Raw genomic sequence first — 14,361 nt, forward strand, 5'->3', positions numbered from 1 at the left:
GTCATCCCGCGGCCCTCAGAGATTCTCGTAGTTCGGCCCCTCGCCTCCCTGCGGCGTCATCCAGCGGATAATCTGGTAGGGATCGGCGATATCGCAGGTCTTGCAGTGGACGCAGTTTGAGGGCGTGAGCTGGAGCCGCACTTTTCCCGGCCGCTGGTCGTCGTCCACCATCTCGTACACCTGCGCGGGACAGAAGTGCTGGCAGGGGTTGCCGTACTCCTCGGGGCACCGGTTGTTGCAGATGTCGTAGTCGGCGATCACCAGGTGCGGCGGCTGCTCCTCCTCGTGCATCGTCCCCGACTTGTACACGTCGGTGAGTTTGTCGAAGGTGTAGGCGTTGTCGCACTTCACGCGCGCTTTCTCCGGCCGCCGCCCGAACCGGCGTTCGAATCCGGCGAGGGTGAGCATGTACTCGTGGTCTGGTTTTTTAACGCGGCGGTCGAACAGCCCGCGCCCCCCGGTCACCGTCTGCACCGCGGCGTGGAACATTCCGGCGTAGAGCCCGCCCTCGAAGCCCGCGTGGAAATTGCGCGTCTTGCGGAGTTCCGCCCCGGCCCAGCTCCGCTCGAACCGCTCCGCGTATGCCTTGAGCCGCGCCGTCGAATAGTCCCCGCTCTTCGCGCATTCGAAGAGCGTCTCGGCCGCGAGCATCCCCCCCTTGATCGCCAGGTGAATCCCCTTGAGCCGGGCGGGATCGAGCATGCCGGCGCCGTCGCCGCACAGGAGGAGACCGTCGTGGTACAGCTTGGGCATCGCGAAGCACCCGTTGTCGGGAATCGCCTTCGCGCCGTAGTGCTGCATCTGGCCGCCGTCGAGAAGGCGCCGGATGAAGGGGTGGGTTTTGTAGCGCTGGAACTTCATGTGGGGGTCGTTCGTCGGGTCGGGACTGTTCAGCCCGACCGCGTACCCGACCGACACCATGGTGTCCGACATGGCGTAGACCCAGCCGCCACCGTACTCATGGCGGGGCTGCGGCCAGCCGATCGTGTGGATCACCGTCCCCGCCGCGATCCGCCCCGCCGGCACCTCCCACACCTCTTTCACGCCGGTGAGGTACGCCTGCGGCACGGCGCCGGCGGTGAGCGCCGGGATCTTCTCGAACGCCTGCCTTGTCAGCGACCCCCGCACTCCCTCGCACAGCACCGTCACCTTGGCCCGGATGATCGACCCCGGCTCGAAATTCGATTTCGGATTGCCGTGCTTGTCGACCCCCAGATCGACCGTCTGGAGCCCCGTCACCGCGCCGTTCTCGACCAGCAGTTGGTACCCGGCGAGTCCGGCGTAGATGTCGACGCCCGCGCCCTCGACCTGCTCGGCCAGCCAGCCGACGAATTTGTTCAGGGAGATGATGTAGTTGCCGTGGTTGGACAGGGCGGGCGGCTGGAAGGGGAATTTCGTCGCCCCGCGCTCGCTCAGCCAGTAGAGGGAGTCCGCGCCCACCTTCGCCGCCAGCGGCGCGCCGAGCGTTTCGAAGTCGGGGATGAGTTCGCGGATCCCCCGCGGATCCATGACCGCTCCCGACAGGGAGTGGGCGCCGGCATAGGCGCCCTTGTCCATCAGGAGGATCTCGGGTTTGGCCGCGCCGCCGTCGGCCTCAGCCAGCCTGGCCAGATGATAGGCCAGCGCCAGCCCGGCCGGTCCGGCCCCGACAATCGCTATATCTGTCTCGAGAACTTCGCGTTGCACTTCCATACGTTTCACCTTTCCGCGCTACAACGTACGGAAGTATAGTCAAGACGGGACGAATTGAAAAGCCCGTTTCAGCGATTGGCGCCGGCGGCCATGCGCCGGTTGCCCCGGTTTTCCGGAATCGTCGGCTCGGCTTGCCCGTTGCTGTTGATCTGGAACATCTCCGTGATTTTCTTCCGGTCGTACCCGATCGTCAGCAGCCGCGAGTAGACGATAATGGGCTTGCGAATCAACGTATAGTCCTGCGCCATCAGGTCCAGCACCTTCTCCCGGTCCAGCGGACCGCCGTCCAGACCGTGCGCGGCGTACGCCTCTGAGGCCTTGTTGATGAAGTGCTCGATGTTGAGATGGCCGATCAAGTCCGACAGTTCGTACCGGGTGAGCGGGCGCTGCGACATGTCCCGCATGTCGAGCATAATCCCGGCATCTTCAATGAACTTCCGCACCTCTTCCGTGCGGGCGTCATCGCCGTAGTAAAAGAATTTCGCGCGCTTGGGAGCCATGATTCCTCCTGGAAAAATAAACGACCTTAATGTTTCTCGTTCGCAGGTCTTGCGACCGCTCGTACCCTTTGACTCTTTGGTTCGGCGACTGCTCGCGGTCGAGGAGTTGCGCCGGGGATCGGAGACGTCAGGTTTTTGTGCCGCGCTCGGCGGATCAGCCTAACGGGGGTAAATCTAACTATTTTCTACAGCCCGTTGTCAACTGATTTCTGTGTTGGCACTCCGGCCGGTCGTCGCCGGCCGCTTCCCCGTCCGACTCCGCCGATATCTGCGCCCTCTGTTCGGTGCTCAAGTCCGCGCCGCGATCCACTCGGCGGGCCGGCTCCTCCCTAAGGTGATCTCTATGAAATCTCGTTCGCGGAACCAATGACCGTTCAAGCGTTCTATCGGAAATCGCCGCGGAGACTTGAGCCGCACTGACTACTCCTTAAACGTCCGGCAAGCCGGGAAGGTTTCCCGGCTGGACCGCAATTTTCGGGGCTGTCGGTTTCCGCCTGACGAAACCTGACAGACAGAGGCTGTCGCTGTCGTCCGGCCCCGGCGCGCCCGGTCACAGGCGCAGCGCCACCGCCACGCCGTCGCGGATCGGCACGATGGTGGTCCAGAACCGGCTGTCGCGCACGAGAGCGGCATTGAAAGCCCGCACCGCCTGCGTCGGTGCGTCGCCCCGGCCATCGGCCACCCGACCGCTCCAGATCGCGTTGTCGGTCAGAAACAACCCGCCCTTGCGCAGGCGCGGCGCCGCCAGCTCGATCGTCCGCGGATAATCCTCCTTGTCGACGTCGTTGAAAACGATGTCGAACGGCCCGTCCTGCCGTTCGAGCAGCCGCAGGGCGTTGCCGACCTGGAAGTCGAACCGGCTCTCCAGCCCGGCGCGCATGAAATAGTCATTCGCCCGTCTCTTGTTGCGGCGATCGGCATCGGTCATCACAATCTCCCCCCGCCCCCCCATCGCGAGCGAAAACCAGTACGCGCTGTAGCCGAAGCCCGAGCCCAGTTCCATCACCCGCCGCGCCTTGGTCAGCATCGCCAGCTGGTAGAGAAATCTCCCCACCAGCGGGCCGACAATGGGAAACCCGTGCTCGGCGGCGTAGGCCTCCATTTCCCGCATCACCGGCGGCCGCGGCGGCGCAATCTCCTCCAGATACCGGTGGACTTTCGCAAACAGATCGGTCGCTTGCTCAACCATGATCGACTACCACGTATATCTTTCCCTCTTCGGTCTCGACCGGATAAGTCTTCAGCCGAAACGCCGGGTTGGTCAAGCACTCTCCGGTCGCGAGCCGGTATTTCCACCCGTGCATGCGGCAGGTGATGACCCCGTCCTCGATCGGGCCGCTCGCCAGCGAAGCTTTCATGTGTTTGCAGTCCCCTTCCAGCGCGCGCATGATCCCCGCATCGTTCACGACGATGATCCGCCGCGCCAGCACCCGTTTCTCCAGGGAACGTCCGGGCGGCAGATCGCTGACTCGCCCCATCCGGATTCTCGCCATGCGTTGTGACTGCGTCGCGCGGGTTGCCTGGTCTGACGAAGCGCGTCGTGCGCGACTGAATTAAGATACGGCGGAGGGACCGAATATCAAACGGATATTTCTCGCGAAATCTCCCCCGGCGCCGCTTTGGCGGCCGCGCCGGTCCCTGCGGCATCGGTCACGCGGCGACGTCTTCTCTCCCGCATCGACCACAACCCCGACCCGAACACGAGCGCGGTTCCGAGCCAGAACAGGTTGATGAGCGGTTTTTCTGACAGTTCGATCGTGAGCGTCTCCCCCGCCATCTCCGCCGGCGGCACAAAAGCGCCGGCCACCTTGATCGCCACCGCACCGTCCTCGGGCCGCACCGCGGTAATGGCCACCGTCCCCCGCCCCTCGTCAAATGGCGCCGGGAGGGCCGCCACCTCGTCGCCGCTCACGCGCAGCCGCGGCAGGATTTCTTCGCGGCCGCCGGCCCAGGCCACCGTGATGCGCGCTCCCGCTTCGGTCACCGCCCCCTCGCTGTGGCTGGTGAGGGCGAATTCGTGAAAGGTCAGTGTATATTTGTCCACCGCGGCCGACTCCCCTTTGGCCAGCGTATACGACCCCGGCTCCGGTCCCTTCGGCTGTTCGAGAGCCAACGGCGACAGGTAGATGTCGTGCCCGAGGAATTTCTCCACGTGCGGTTTGCGCATCGTCCCTTCCATGTTGCGCGGGAACTCGTGCGGCAGCACGGCGGTGAACGCCGCCCCAGCCCCGGCCACCTCGACACGGCAGTCAAACCCTTTGGCGGTCGGCTCCGTGCGGACGAAGGTCAGATCGTACCCCATGGCGCGGACCGTTTCTCCCTGAGGCAGCCGGACCGTCTGCTTGGTTTCGAACCCGGCTGAGACGGCCGCACCGATCAGTGCCGCCGCCAGGCCGATGTGCGCGAGGTAGGCGGGGTTGACTGCCCCTTTTCGCCAGGACGAGGCCAGGGCGTAGCCGTTGGAAACCAGCGCCCAGGTCGCCGCGGCGAAGAGAGCGAGGTACAGCGGATCGCCCGTCGTCCCGGACAGCCACAAGCCGGCGGCCGTGGCCGCCGCCGCGCCGCCGCCCCCCAGCAGGAGCCACCGCCGCGAGAGTCCGTGGTTCCAGCGAAAACTCGGGAACAGACCCAGGAGCAGAAGCACGACTGCCGCCACCGGCGTCATGGTCGCGAAGTAGTACGACAATCCCACCGCCGAAGGCTCTCCGGCCAGCCGAGTCAACAGCGGCGCCGACGTCCCCGCCAGGGTGAGCAGTCCGCCGAGAAACAGCACAACGACGCCGAGCGACACGAGGTACGAGCGCGATGCGACATTGGCAAACGACGCTCCCGGCCGGATGTCCCGCCAGCGCCAGACCAGCAGCGACAACCCGAGCGCGATGAACCCCGCCAGCCCGCCGAGGAGGAAGTTGTTGATTCCGAGGTCCACGAAGGAGTGCACCGAGAAGTCTCCCAGGACTCCCGACCGGGTCAGGAACGTTCCGTAGAGGACCGACCAGAACGTCACCAGCACGATGGCGAGGGAGAAGCGCATGAGTCCCTGCCGCTGGCGTTTGATGAAGAGGGCGTGGATCTGGGCCGCGAGAAAAATCCAGGGAATGAACGACGAATTTTCGACCGGGTCCCACGCCCAGAATCCCCCCCAGCCGAGCGTCTCGTAGGCCCAATAGCCGCCGAGGACGAGCGCCGCTCCCAGGGCCGCCCAGGCAAAGAGCGTCCAGGGCCGCGCCGCTTCCGCCCAGGTATCGTACTTCCGCCCCACCAGGGCAGTCATCGCAAACGCCGCCGGCATCACCGCGGCCGCGAACCCCACGAACATCACCGGCGGATGAATCGTCATCCAGTAGTTCTGCAGCAGCGGGTTGAGCCCGTTGCCCTCGGTCCGCCACACCGGCAGATACTCAAAGGGCGACTTCTTCAGGAGAATGAACAGAATCGACAAAATGAAGAGATTCACGAAGACGAGATTCCCGGCCTCGAATTCCCGCGCCCTGGGGCTCGCGATCAGCACCAGCCCGAGCACCGCCACGAACACGATCCACAGCAAGAACGTCCCTTCCTGCCCGCCCCACAGCGAAGCGACAAGGTACCAGAGGGGGAGATCGGTCGAGGAGTAGGAGAAGACGTAGGCGATGCGGAAATCGTGGGTGAGAATCAGATGGAGCAGAGCCAGGAGCGCCCCGGTCAGAAACAGCGCCGTCAGCGTGAAGGCCGCCCGCGCCGCCCGCCGGTAGTCCTCGCGCCCCCGCCACACGAGGGCATAGAGGACGGCCGAGAGCAACGCGGCCGCGGCCGCGGCCAGGATGCAATACTCGCCAAATGCTGCCATGCCAGGCTCCTGCTCTTTGGGTGGGACGGTCGCCGGCGGGCTAGTCGAGCGCCGCCTCGTCGCTCCCCCGCCGCCGGCGCCGCTCCGGCTTGATCACTTCGGCCGTCCCGCCGGAAATTTCGACGAGCCGCCGGATCACCTCCTCGACGAGGAAGTCGGGCGTCGACGCCCCCGCGGTCACCCCCACCTGCGCGATGTCGGTCTCTTCGGCAAACCACTCATCCCGGATGTCGGCCGCCGAGGCAATCAGAATCCCCCGCCCGCAGATCGCGTTGGCGATCCGCGCGAGCCGGTTGGAGTTGGCCGAGCTCGCCGACCCCACGACCAGCACCATGTCCACCTGCGGCGCGAGATCCATCACCGCGTTCTGCCGCTGCGTGGTCGCGTTGCAGATCGTGTTGAAAACCTCAATGTGGGGCCACTTCTCCCGCGCCAGCTCTTCGACCGCCGCTACGTCGTCCATGTGCGCCGTCGTCTGCACCGTCAGCCCCAGCCGGCGGTCGGCCCATTCGGGAAGGGCGAGCAGTTCCTCCCGCGAGGACACGACGGTGATGTGCCCGGGGGCGTGTCCGACCACCCCGCGCGTCTCATCGTGATCCCTCTCCCCCCAGTGGATGACGTGGTAGCCGTTCTTGACGATCTTGTCGAGAATGATGTAGATCCGCTCCACGAGCGGGCAGGTGGCGTCGACGAGGTTGAGCCCGCGGTTCCGCGCGGCCTCTTTCACCGCCGGGGCCACGCCGTGGGCCGAGATGATGAGCGTGCCGCCGTCCACGTCGTCCACGGCGAAGGCCTGGCCCACGCCCTGGGCGCGGAATTTCGCCACCACGGCGTCGTTGTGCACGATCTCGTTGAGGATGGTCACCGGGCCCGCCGCCCGCTGCGCCGTCTCCTCGGCGATCTGGATCGCCCGCTTGACCCCCATGCAGAACCCGTGGTGCCGCGCGATGTGTATTTTCTTCAGCATGATTGCTCCAGCAGGCGCCGGGACTGCTCGAAAGCCTTGTACGAGCTGCGCACGAGCGGTCCGGCCTCGACGTGCCCGAACCCGATGGCCCGCCCCAGCGCGGCCATCTCGGCAAACTCCTCCGGCGCGTAGAAGCGCTCGATCGGCAGATGGTGGGGCGAGGGCCGCAGGTACTGGCCGATCGTCACGATGTCGCACCCGGCCGCGTAGATCTGCTCCAGCAGTTCCCGGATCTCCTCCCCCGTTTCGCCCAGGCCGACCATGAACCCGGTCTTCACCACCGGCCGCGGGCGGTAGCGGTCGGCGGTCCGGAGGATCTCCAGCGACCGGTCCAGTTTCATCCCCGGCCGCACCCGCTTGTACAGCCGCTGCACGGTTTCGACGTTGTGCGCGAGCACGTCGACGCCGCTGGCCAGCACGACCGCGAGGGCGTCGAGATTGCCGCGAAAATCAGGTATGAGGAACTCGACCTTGACGTCAGAATCCTGCCTTCGGAGGGCCTCTATAGTCCGGGCAAAAATAGAGGCGCCTCCATCCGGCAGGTCATCTCGCGTGACCGAGGTGATCACGACTTGTTTCAGATTGAGCTGGGCGACCGCCGCCGCCACCCGGTTCGGCTCGTCTTCGTCCAGCCCCGTCGGGAGCGCTTTCTGCACATCGCAGAAGTTGCACCCGCGCGTGCAGTACTTCCCCAGGATCATGAAGGTGGCCGTCCCTCCCTCCCAGCACTCCCTGATATTGGGACAGGCCGCCTCCTGGCAGACCGTGTGGAGCCCGTGGGCGACCAGCAGGTTCTTGATCCGGTCATAGTTGGGCGAATAGCCGGCCCGCGTCTTCATCCACCGCGGCAGCCGCACTCCCGGCACCATCGCCCGCTCCCGCCGGGGAGGGGCCTGGGGCGACGGCGCGTGGGCTGAGCGGTCGCCGACCGACTGGGTAAAAAAGACTTTTTGCATCTACGAATATATATTAGCGGCGGCCGTTCGCAACAAGTATTTTCGCAGGAAATATTCCACCAACGTCGTGTCTTCCCCCAGCTCGGTGTGGAACGAGCTCGCCAGCACCCGCCCGGCCGCCACCAGGACCGGCGCCCCCCGGTACTCGGCCAGGGCGGTCACCCCCGGCCCGACCCGGGTCACGCGGGGCGCCCGAATAAAGGTGGCCGCCAGCGCCGTCGCGGCCGGGCCCAGGCGCGCCGCCAGGTGCGCCTCGAACGAGAAGACCTGCCGCCCGTAGCCGTTGCGCACGACCGTGATATCGATGAGCCCGAGCGGCCGCACCCCGGCCTGGTTGTCCTCGATTTCCCGCGCCGCCATGATCATTCCCGCGCAGGTGCCCCACACCGGCCTCGTCTGTGCGAACGCGCGCAGCGGCTCACGCAACGCAAACCGGTCCATGAGAATGTTCATCGTGGTTGACTCGCCGCCCGGCATGATCAGCCCGTCCAGCCCCTCGAGGTCGGCCGGTCTCCGCACTTCCCGCGCTTTCGCCCCGACCCGCCGGAGCTGGTACAAATGGCGCTCGAAATCCCCCTGGAGCGCCAGCACGCCGACTGTCAGTTTGCCGTATTCACTCATGGCGGTTCCGCGTTCCCCGTCTCATCTCAGGCTTCAGCAACAACTATAGGGCGTCAAAAGTGCCCGAAATAAAGTCCCCTCCCCGCCGGCGGTCAAGCCCGTCATGCGCCCCGACCGGTCTCCCCGGCCCCCCTATTTGAGAACGATCATCTTTCGCACGGCCGACCGTCCTGCCCCTTCGAGGCGGCAGAGGTAAACGCCGCTGGCGACCGGCTTGCCGCTGTCGTCCCGTCCATCCCAGCGCACCTCGTGCCGTCCCGCCCCCCGGACGCCGTCGGCCAAAGTTGCGACATGGCGGCCGAGTGCGCTGCAAACAGCCAGCCGCACCGCCGCGCGCGCGGGCAACTCGAAGGCGATCACGGTCGAAGCGTTAAACGGGTTCGGGTAGTTCTGCTCGAGCGCCATCGCCCGCGGCAGGGCAGGCGGCTCGCCGTCCGCCCCCGTGCCGTCGAAGTACTGCTCGATCCGCTCCACCAGGGGCGCGGCCCCCGGTTCGAGCGTCACCAGGTCGCCGTCGGTCAGCCACGTCCAACCCTCCCCCGAGACCGTCGGCGGCTGCGACATCACCGCCGCAAAGGCCGAGTCCCCGGCCTCGGCGGCGTAGCAGAGCGTGTTCCCCTCGGCGTAGGCCCAGAGTGCGGCGCCGTCGCTGAGCAGAAAATTCAACTGCGGCGCCGCGATCGCCGCACGCAGCCGTTCCACCGCCGCCCCGAGCGCCGGCTTGACCGCGAAAGCGTAGTCCTCGAGGCATTGCAGAAGGAAAATCTGGTAGAGATCGGAGTCGATCCACTCGGCCGCGTTGCTCCCGTACTGCGGTGGGTTGGCCGCCAGGTAGTCCGGGCGGATCAGGTCAAGGAGCACCGCCTTGCCGATCGTCCCGTTGTGGGCCAGAAGCCACGTGCGGCCGCCCTTTTCGCGACGGAACGGATGCGGATCGGGGATTCCGCACAGCCCGGAGGAGCACCGCCGGATATGGGCAAGGGCGATGGGCGGGGCCGCATAGATCAGCGCCGCCGCCGCCGTGTCGTAGCGCGGATCGTCGATGGCCGCGGCGGCTGAGCGCTCGACCACGCAAACCGGCGCCGACCCGCCCCCGCCGCCGCCCGCCGCCGATGGGTAGTACGCCAACCCCCACCCGTCGCGGTCAAACCGGCTCAGGCTGTCGATCGAGGCCGCGCCGCCGAGGAGCTGTTCCCGGAGCGCGCTCCCCCGCGGCGTCTCCCCCGCGATCCCCCAGAGGCGGCAGTTGTGGCTGCGGTCGGCCGGCCGACCCGGCGCGCGCGGCATTTCCGGCAGCGCCGCGAGCACCAGCCCGCACCAGAGCAGGACCGGAAGAAGACGGAGAATAGCCGAGGGCGGTCGCGGCGGGCGTGTCATACGCCCATCATAGGTCATTCGCTCCCTCCCGGCAACCGATTTGGGCGGGATCGGATCCCCCGGCCCGGCGGCGATTTTCGATGCTCCCCTCTTTCCTCTGGCCCGCCGGTGTCGTATTTTGCGGGCAACGGACCGGGCGGCGGCACTCTCCGACCCGGGCCGGGATGGTCCCTATGAACGATCCGCATGTCGACACTGTCGCCCGCGAACTCGGCCTCCGGCCCTCTCAGGTCGAGGCCGCCGTGCGCCTGCTCGACGACGACGCGACTATCCCGTTCATCGCCCGCTACCGCAAGGAGGCCACGGACAGTCTCGATGAAGTCGCGATCGCTTCGATTCGCGACCGGGTCACGCAATTGCGCGAGCTGGACAAGCGGCGCGCGGCGATCGTCAAATCGCTCGACGAACGCGGTCTCCTCACGCCCGAACTCGAAGCCCGCCTGGCCGCGGCCGCGACCATGGCGGTGCTTGAGGACCTCTACCTTCCCTACCGGCCGAAACGCCGCACCCGCGCCGCCATAGCCCGCGAGCGCGGCCTCGAGCCGCTGGCGGAACTGCTCTTCGCCCAGGACGCCCTCGATCCGGCGGCCGAGGCCGGGGCCTTTGTCGACCCCGCGAAAGACGTCGCAACCGCCGCCGACGCCCTCGCGGGGGCCCGCGACATCATCGCCGAGTGGGTGAATGAGGACGCCGATGCCCGCGCCCGCCTCCGCGCACTCTTCGCGCGCGCGGCGACGATCCGCTCGCACGTCATCGCCGGCCGGGAAACCGAGGGGGCCAAATTCGCCGACTATTTCGACTGGGAGGAACCCGCCGCCAAAGCCCCGTCGCACCGCTACCTCGCCATCCGCCGGGGGGAGACCGAGGGCGTCCTCTCGGTGCGCCTGCTTCCCCCCGAGGCTTCCGCGCTCGCCATCCTCGAAACGATCTTCCTCATGGCCGACAATCCCGCGGCCGAGCAGGTACGCGAGGCGGTGCACGACTCCTACAAGCGTCTCCTTGCCCCCGCTCTGGAGACTGAGCTGCGCGCTACCCTCAAAGAGCGCGCCGACGCCGAGGCGGTCCGCGTCTTCGCCGACAACCTCCGCGAACTGCTGATGGCTCCGCCTCTCGGGCGCAAGGCGGTGCTCGCTATCGACCCCGGCTTTCGCACCGGCTGCAAAGTCGTCGCCCTCGACCGCCAGGGCAAACTCCTCGACCACCTCGCCGTCTTCCCGCACAGCTCCGACGCGGAGCGCCGCGATGCGGCAGTCGAGATCAAGGCCCTCTGCGCCCGGCACCGGATCAGCGTGATCGCGATCGGCAACGGCACCGCCGGCCGCGAGACCGAAGCCTTCGTCCGCGAGATCGGCCTGCCCGCCCATGTCTCGGTCGAGATGGTCAACGAATCGGGGGCCTCGGTGTACTCCGCCTCGGCGGTCGCCCGCGAGGAGTTTCCTGAGCACGATGTCACCGTGCGCGGCGCGGTGTCGATCGGCCGCCGCCTCATGGACCCGCTGGCCGAGCTCGTGAAGATCGACCCGCAGGCGATCGGGGTGGGGCAGTACCAGCACGATGTCGACCCGGGGATGCTCCGGCGGAGCCTCGACGACACCGTGATGAGTTGCGTGAACTCGGTCGGCGTCGAGGTCAACACCGCCAGCCGGGAGCTGCTCGCGTACGTATCCGGCCTTGGTCCGTCGCTGGCCCAGAACATTGTCGCGTATCGGGACGAGCACGGCCCGTTCCGGTCGCGCCGGGCTTTCGCCCGCGTCCCCCGGCTCGGGCCGAAAGCTTTCGAGCAGGCGGCCGGGTTTCTGCGGATCGCCGACGCCGACAACCCGCTCGACCGCAGCGCCGTCCACCCCGAGAGCTACCCCATCGTCGAACGCATGGCCGCCGACCTCGGCTGTACGGTGAGCGACCTGATGGCCCGCGAGGACCTCCGCCGGCGCCTCCGCCTCGAGGACTACTGCTCGGCCGCCGTGGGACTGCCCACTCTCACCGACATCATGGCCGAGCTGGCCAAACCCGGCCGCGACCCGCGCGGCGCCTGGGAACCGTTCCACTTCGACGATGCCGTCCGCACCCTCGAGGATCTGAAAGTCGGGATGCAGCTTCCCGGCATCGTCACCAACGTCACCGCCTTCGGCGCCTTTGTCGACATCGGCGTGCACCAGGACGGCCTGGTGCACCGGAGCGAGCTGGCCGACCGCTGGGTGCGCAACCCCGCCGAAATCGTCAAAGTCCACCAGCGCGTCAGAGTGACTGTCCTCGACGTCGACCTCGCACGCCGCCGCATCGCTCTCTCGCTGCGCCGCTAGCCCGGCGGGGCGTCGGCTCCGCCTCCCAGGGCACGCGCGCGGAGATTTTTTCTTTGCCCGCGCGGTCCCGCCGCCGTACTTTGCGGCGAGGTCACCGTATGGAACAGATCCCGATTCTGCGCGACATCGCCGTCATCTTCGCCTCCTCGCTGATCGTGCTGTACGTCTGCCACCGGCTCCGCTTCCCGACCATCGTGGGTTTTCTCGTCACCGGGGCGCTGATCGGGCCGGATGGTCTGCGCCTCATTCACGACCCTGAGAACGTTGATCAGCTCGCCCACATCGGCGTTATCCTGCTCCTGTTCGCCATCGGGCTCGAGTTTTCTTTCCGCGGGCTGATTCGCACGGGCCGATTCGGTCTCATCGGGGGCGTGCTGCTCGTGGCGCTCAGCGCCGTGGTCTCGTGGGCGGTGGGTCTCTCGCTCGGGGTGAGCGGCCGGCTGGCCCTCTTCCTCGGCTTTCTCATCGGCACCAACTCGACCGCCATCGTCCTCAAGACGCTCCAGGAGCGGGCGCTGTTGGACAGTCCGCACGGGCGCATGACTCTCACCCTCACCGTCGTCATGGACATCGCCATCGTCCCGACCATGCTCATCACCGGCATCCTCGCCCAGCAGTCGGGCTCGGCCGCCGGCTCCGTGCTGAGTCTGCTCGTCAAGAGCGCCGTCATGACCGCCCTGATTGTCGTGCTCGCGCGCTGGGTCACGCCCGCCATCCTCTACCAGGTGACGCGGACGCGGAGCCGGGAGCTTTTCCTCTTGACGATCGCCCTGATCGCGATCTCCGTGACCTGGCTGTCGTCGGCGGCCGGGCTCTCCATCGGTCTCGGCGCCTTCATCGCCGGGCTCGTCATCTCCGAATCGGAGTACAGCCACCACGCCCTCGAGGGGATTCTCCCCTTCCGCGACGTTTTCAACAGCTTCTTTTTCGTCTCGATCGGCCTGCTCTTCAACACCGGCGTCCTCCTGCAGAACGCCGTCCCCGTCCTCGCCATCACCGTGGGCGTGCTGGTGATGAAGACGCTGGTCGGTTCCGCGGTTGTTTTGGCCTTCGGGATGTCGCTGCGCACGGCGCTGCTCATCGGGTTGGCGCTGGCGGGCATGGGTGAATTCGCCTTCATTTTGGGCAAAGTCGGTTTTGACCTCGGCCTGCTCGACACCTTCTGGTACCAGAACGTCGTTGGCGTTTCCGTGTTGACCATGCTGGCGACGCCCTTCATGATCACGGGTGGCCCGCGCATCGCTGACCTGTTGGCCCGGCTGCCCCTCCCCTCGCGCCTTCGGCGCGGCTTCGCCCGCGGCCTGCCGGCGCTCGACGAGCGCGCCCGCGAGACCCTGCGGGACCACCTCGTCATTGTCGGCTTCGGCGTCAACGGCCGGAACGTCGCGCGCGCCGCCCGGCGGACCGGGATCCGCTATCGGATTATCGAGACCAACCCGGAGACGGTCCGCGCGGAGAGGGAGAACGGCGAGCTGATCGAATTCGGCGATGCGACCTACCCGGAGGTGCTCCGCCTGGCCGGGATCGACACCGCCCGGATCATCGTCATCGCCATCTCCGACCCGGCCGGCACCCGCCGCGTGACCCAGCTCGCCCGCGAACTCAACCCCAACCTCCACATCGTCGTCCGCACCCGCTTCGTCACCGAAGTCAATCCTCTCCGCGCGCTTGGCGCCAACGAAGTCATCCCCGAGGAATTCGAAACGTCGATTGAGATCTTCACCCGCGTGCTGAGCCGCTTTCTGGTGCCGCGCGATGAAATCGAGCGCCTCATCAGCGAAATCCGGTCGGACAGCTATGAGATGCTCCGCACCGTGTCCCACCCCGCCCCCCGCATGGCCGACCTTCCGGCCGGCATCAGCGACGTCGAAATCACGTCTGTGCGCGTCGTGCCCGATTCCCCCTTCGCCGGCCGCAACCTGGCCCAGTTGAACCTGCGCGCCCGCTGCGGCGTCAACATCCTCGCCATCCGCCGCGGCGAGCAGGTGACGGCCAATCCCGGCGCCGACGCGGTCGTGGAAGCCGAGGATGTCCTGTACATGCTGGGCTCGCCAGCCGCCTGTCTCGCCGCCGAGCAACTCCTTCGGCCGGAAGAATGACCCCCCCTGCGCCGCGG

At 67.1% G+C, this 14,361-nt stretch carries 11 protein-coding genes; 2 read left to right on the forward strand and 9 right to left on the reverse strand.

What is annotated here, in order from left to right:
• Nucleotides 1–15: 15 nt before the first annotated feature.
• The 9 genes from KA261_03520 to KA261_03560 form a co-directional block, all read right to left on the reverse strand.
• Nucleotides 16–1,692 carry an electron transfer flavoprotein-ubiquinone oxidoreductase gene (locus KA261_03520; GenBank protein ID MBP7696855.1) on the reverse strand — a complete coding sequence of 559 codons (1,677 nt, stop codon included), beginning with the start codon at nt 1,690–1,692 and terminating at the stop codon, nt 16–18.
• 68 nt (nt 1,693–1,760) lie between these two features.
• The gene (locus tag KA261_03525) at nt 1,761–2,192 is read right to left on the reverse strand and encodes a hypothetical protein (protein ID MBP7696856.1); all 432 of its coding nucleotides are present in this window, start codon (nt 2,190–2,192) and stop codon (nt 1,761–1,763) included.
• A 550-nt stretch (nt 2,193–2,742) separates the two neighbouring features.
• The gene (locus KA261_03530; GenBank protein MBP7696857.1) at nt 2,743–3,381 is read right to left on the reverse strand and encodes an O-methyltransferase; all 639 of its coding nucleotides are present in this window, start codon (nt 3,379–3,381) and stop codon (nt 2,743–2,745) included.
• Entirely contained in the window at nt 3,374–3,670 is a 297-nt protein-coding gene (locus KA261_03535; GenBank protein MBP7696858.1) for a Rieske (2Fe-2S) protein, read from the reverse strand. Before KA261_03535 ends, KA261_03530 begins: the two co-directional genes overlap by 8 nt.
• Before the next feature lie 101 nt (nt 3,671–3,771).
• The gene (gene ccsA, locus KA261_03540; protein MBP7696859.1) at nt 3,772–6,021 is read right to left on the reverse strand and encodes a cytochrome c biogenesis protein CcsA; all 2,250 of its coding nucleotides are present in this window, start codon (nt 6,019–6,021) and stop codon (nt 3,772–3,774) included.
• 40 nt (nt 6,022–6,061) lie between these two features.
• The gene (ispH, locus tag KA261_03545) at nt 6,062–6,988 is read right to left on the reverse strand and encodes a 4-hydroxy-3-methylbut-2-enyl diphosphate reductase (GenBank protein MBP7696860.1); all 927 of its coding nucleotides are present in this window, start codon (nt 6,986–6,988) and stop codon (nt 6,062–6,064) included.
• A complete protein-coding gene (gene lipA, locus KA261_03550) occupies nt 6,982–7,944 on the reverse strand; it encodes a lipoyl synthase (GenBank protein MBP7696861.1) in 963 nt (320 codons plus the stop codon). Before lipA ends, ispH begins: the two co-directional genes overlap by 7 nt.
• Complete coding sequence (gene pdxT / locus KA261_03555; protein ID MBP7696862.1) at nt 7,945–8,565, reverse strand: pyridoxal 5'-phosphate synthase glutaminase subunit PdxT; 621 nt, start codon at nt 8,563–8,565, stop codon at nt 7,945–7,947. It abuts the gene before it with no gap.
• A gap of 132 nt (nt 8,566–8,697) precedes the next feature.
• Nucleotides 8,698–9,942: a class II glutamine amidotransferase gene (locus KA261_03560; GenBank protein MBP7696863.1), complete on the reverse strand. Its 1,245-nt coding sequence runs from the start codon at nt 9,940–9,942 to the stop codon at nt 8,698–8,700.
• Between the two features lie 173 nt (nt 9,943–10,115).
• Here KA261_03560 and KA261_03565 point away from each other — a divergent pair, with 173 nt between their 5' ends.
• Nucleotides 10,116–12,245, forward strand: coding sequence for an RNA-binding transcriptional accessory protein (locus KA261_03565; GenBank protein ID MBP7696864.1), 2,130 nt, complete (start codon nt 10,116–10,118; stop codon nt 12,243–12,245).
• Nucleotides 12,246–12,343: 98 nt separating this feature from the next.
• Nucleotides 12,344–14,344 carry a cation:proton antiporter gene (locus tag KA261_03570; GenBank protein MBP7696865.1) on the forward strand — a complete coding sequence of 667 codons (2,001 nt, stop codon included), beginning with the start codon at nt 12,344–12,346 and terminating at the stop codon, nt 14,342–14,344.
• The last annotated feature ends 17 nt before the right edge of the window (nt 14,345–14,361 follow it).

Source organism: Candidatus Zixiibacteriota bacterium, assembly GCA_017999435.1.
Classification (GTDB): domain Bacteria; phylum Zixibacteria; class MSB-5A5; order GN15; family FEB-12; genus JAGNLV01.

Excerpts from the sequence above, each read along its gene's own strand:
- KA261_03525 (MBP7696856.1), bottom strand. The coding sequence starts at position 2,192 with ATGGCTCCCAAGCGCGCGAAATTCTTTTACTACGGCGATGACGCCCGC.
- KA261_03530 (MBP7696857.1), bottom strand. The coding sequence starts at position 3,381 with ATGGTTGAGCAAGCGACCGATCTGTTTGCGAAAGTCCACCGGTATCTG.
- KA261_03535 (MBP7696858.1), bottom strand. The coding sequence starts at position 3,670 with ATGGGGCGAGTCAGCGATCTGCCGCCCGGACGTTCCCTGGAGAAACGG.
- pdxT (MBP7696862.1), bottom strand. The coding sequence starts at position 8,565 with ATGAGTGAATACGGCAAACTGACAGTCGGCGTGCTGGCGCTCCAGGGG.
- lipA (MBP7696861.1), bottom strand. The coding sequence starts at position 7,944 with ATGCAAAAAGTCTTTTTTACCCAGTCGGTCGGCGACCGCTCAGCCCAC.
- KA261_03570 (MBP7696865.1), top strand. The coding sequence starts at position 12,344 with ATGGAACAGATCCCGATTCTGCGCGACATCGCCGTCATCTTCGCCTCC.
- KA261_03560 (MBP7696863.1), bottom strand. The coding sequence starts at position 9,942 with ATGACACGCCCGCCGCGACCGCCCTCGGCTATTCTCCGTCTTCTTCCG.
- ccsA (MBP7696859.1), bottom strand. The coding sequence starts at position 6,021 with ATGGCAGCATTTGGCGAGTATTGCATCCTGGCCGCGGCCGCGGCCGCG.
- KA261_03565 (MBP7696864.1), top strand. The coding sequence starts at position 10,116 with ATGAACGATCCGCATGTCGACACTGTCGCCCGCGAACTCGGCCTCCGG.
- ispH (MBP7696860.1), bottom strand. The coding sequence starts at position 6,988 with ATGCTGAAGAAAATACACATCGCGCGGCACCACGGGTTCTGCATGGGG.
- KA261_03520 (MBP7696855.1), bottom strand. The coding sequence starts at position 1,692 with ATGGAAGTGCAACGCGAAGTTCTCGAGACAGATATAGCGATTGTCGGG.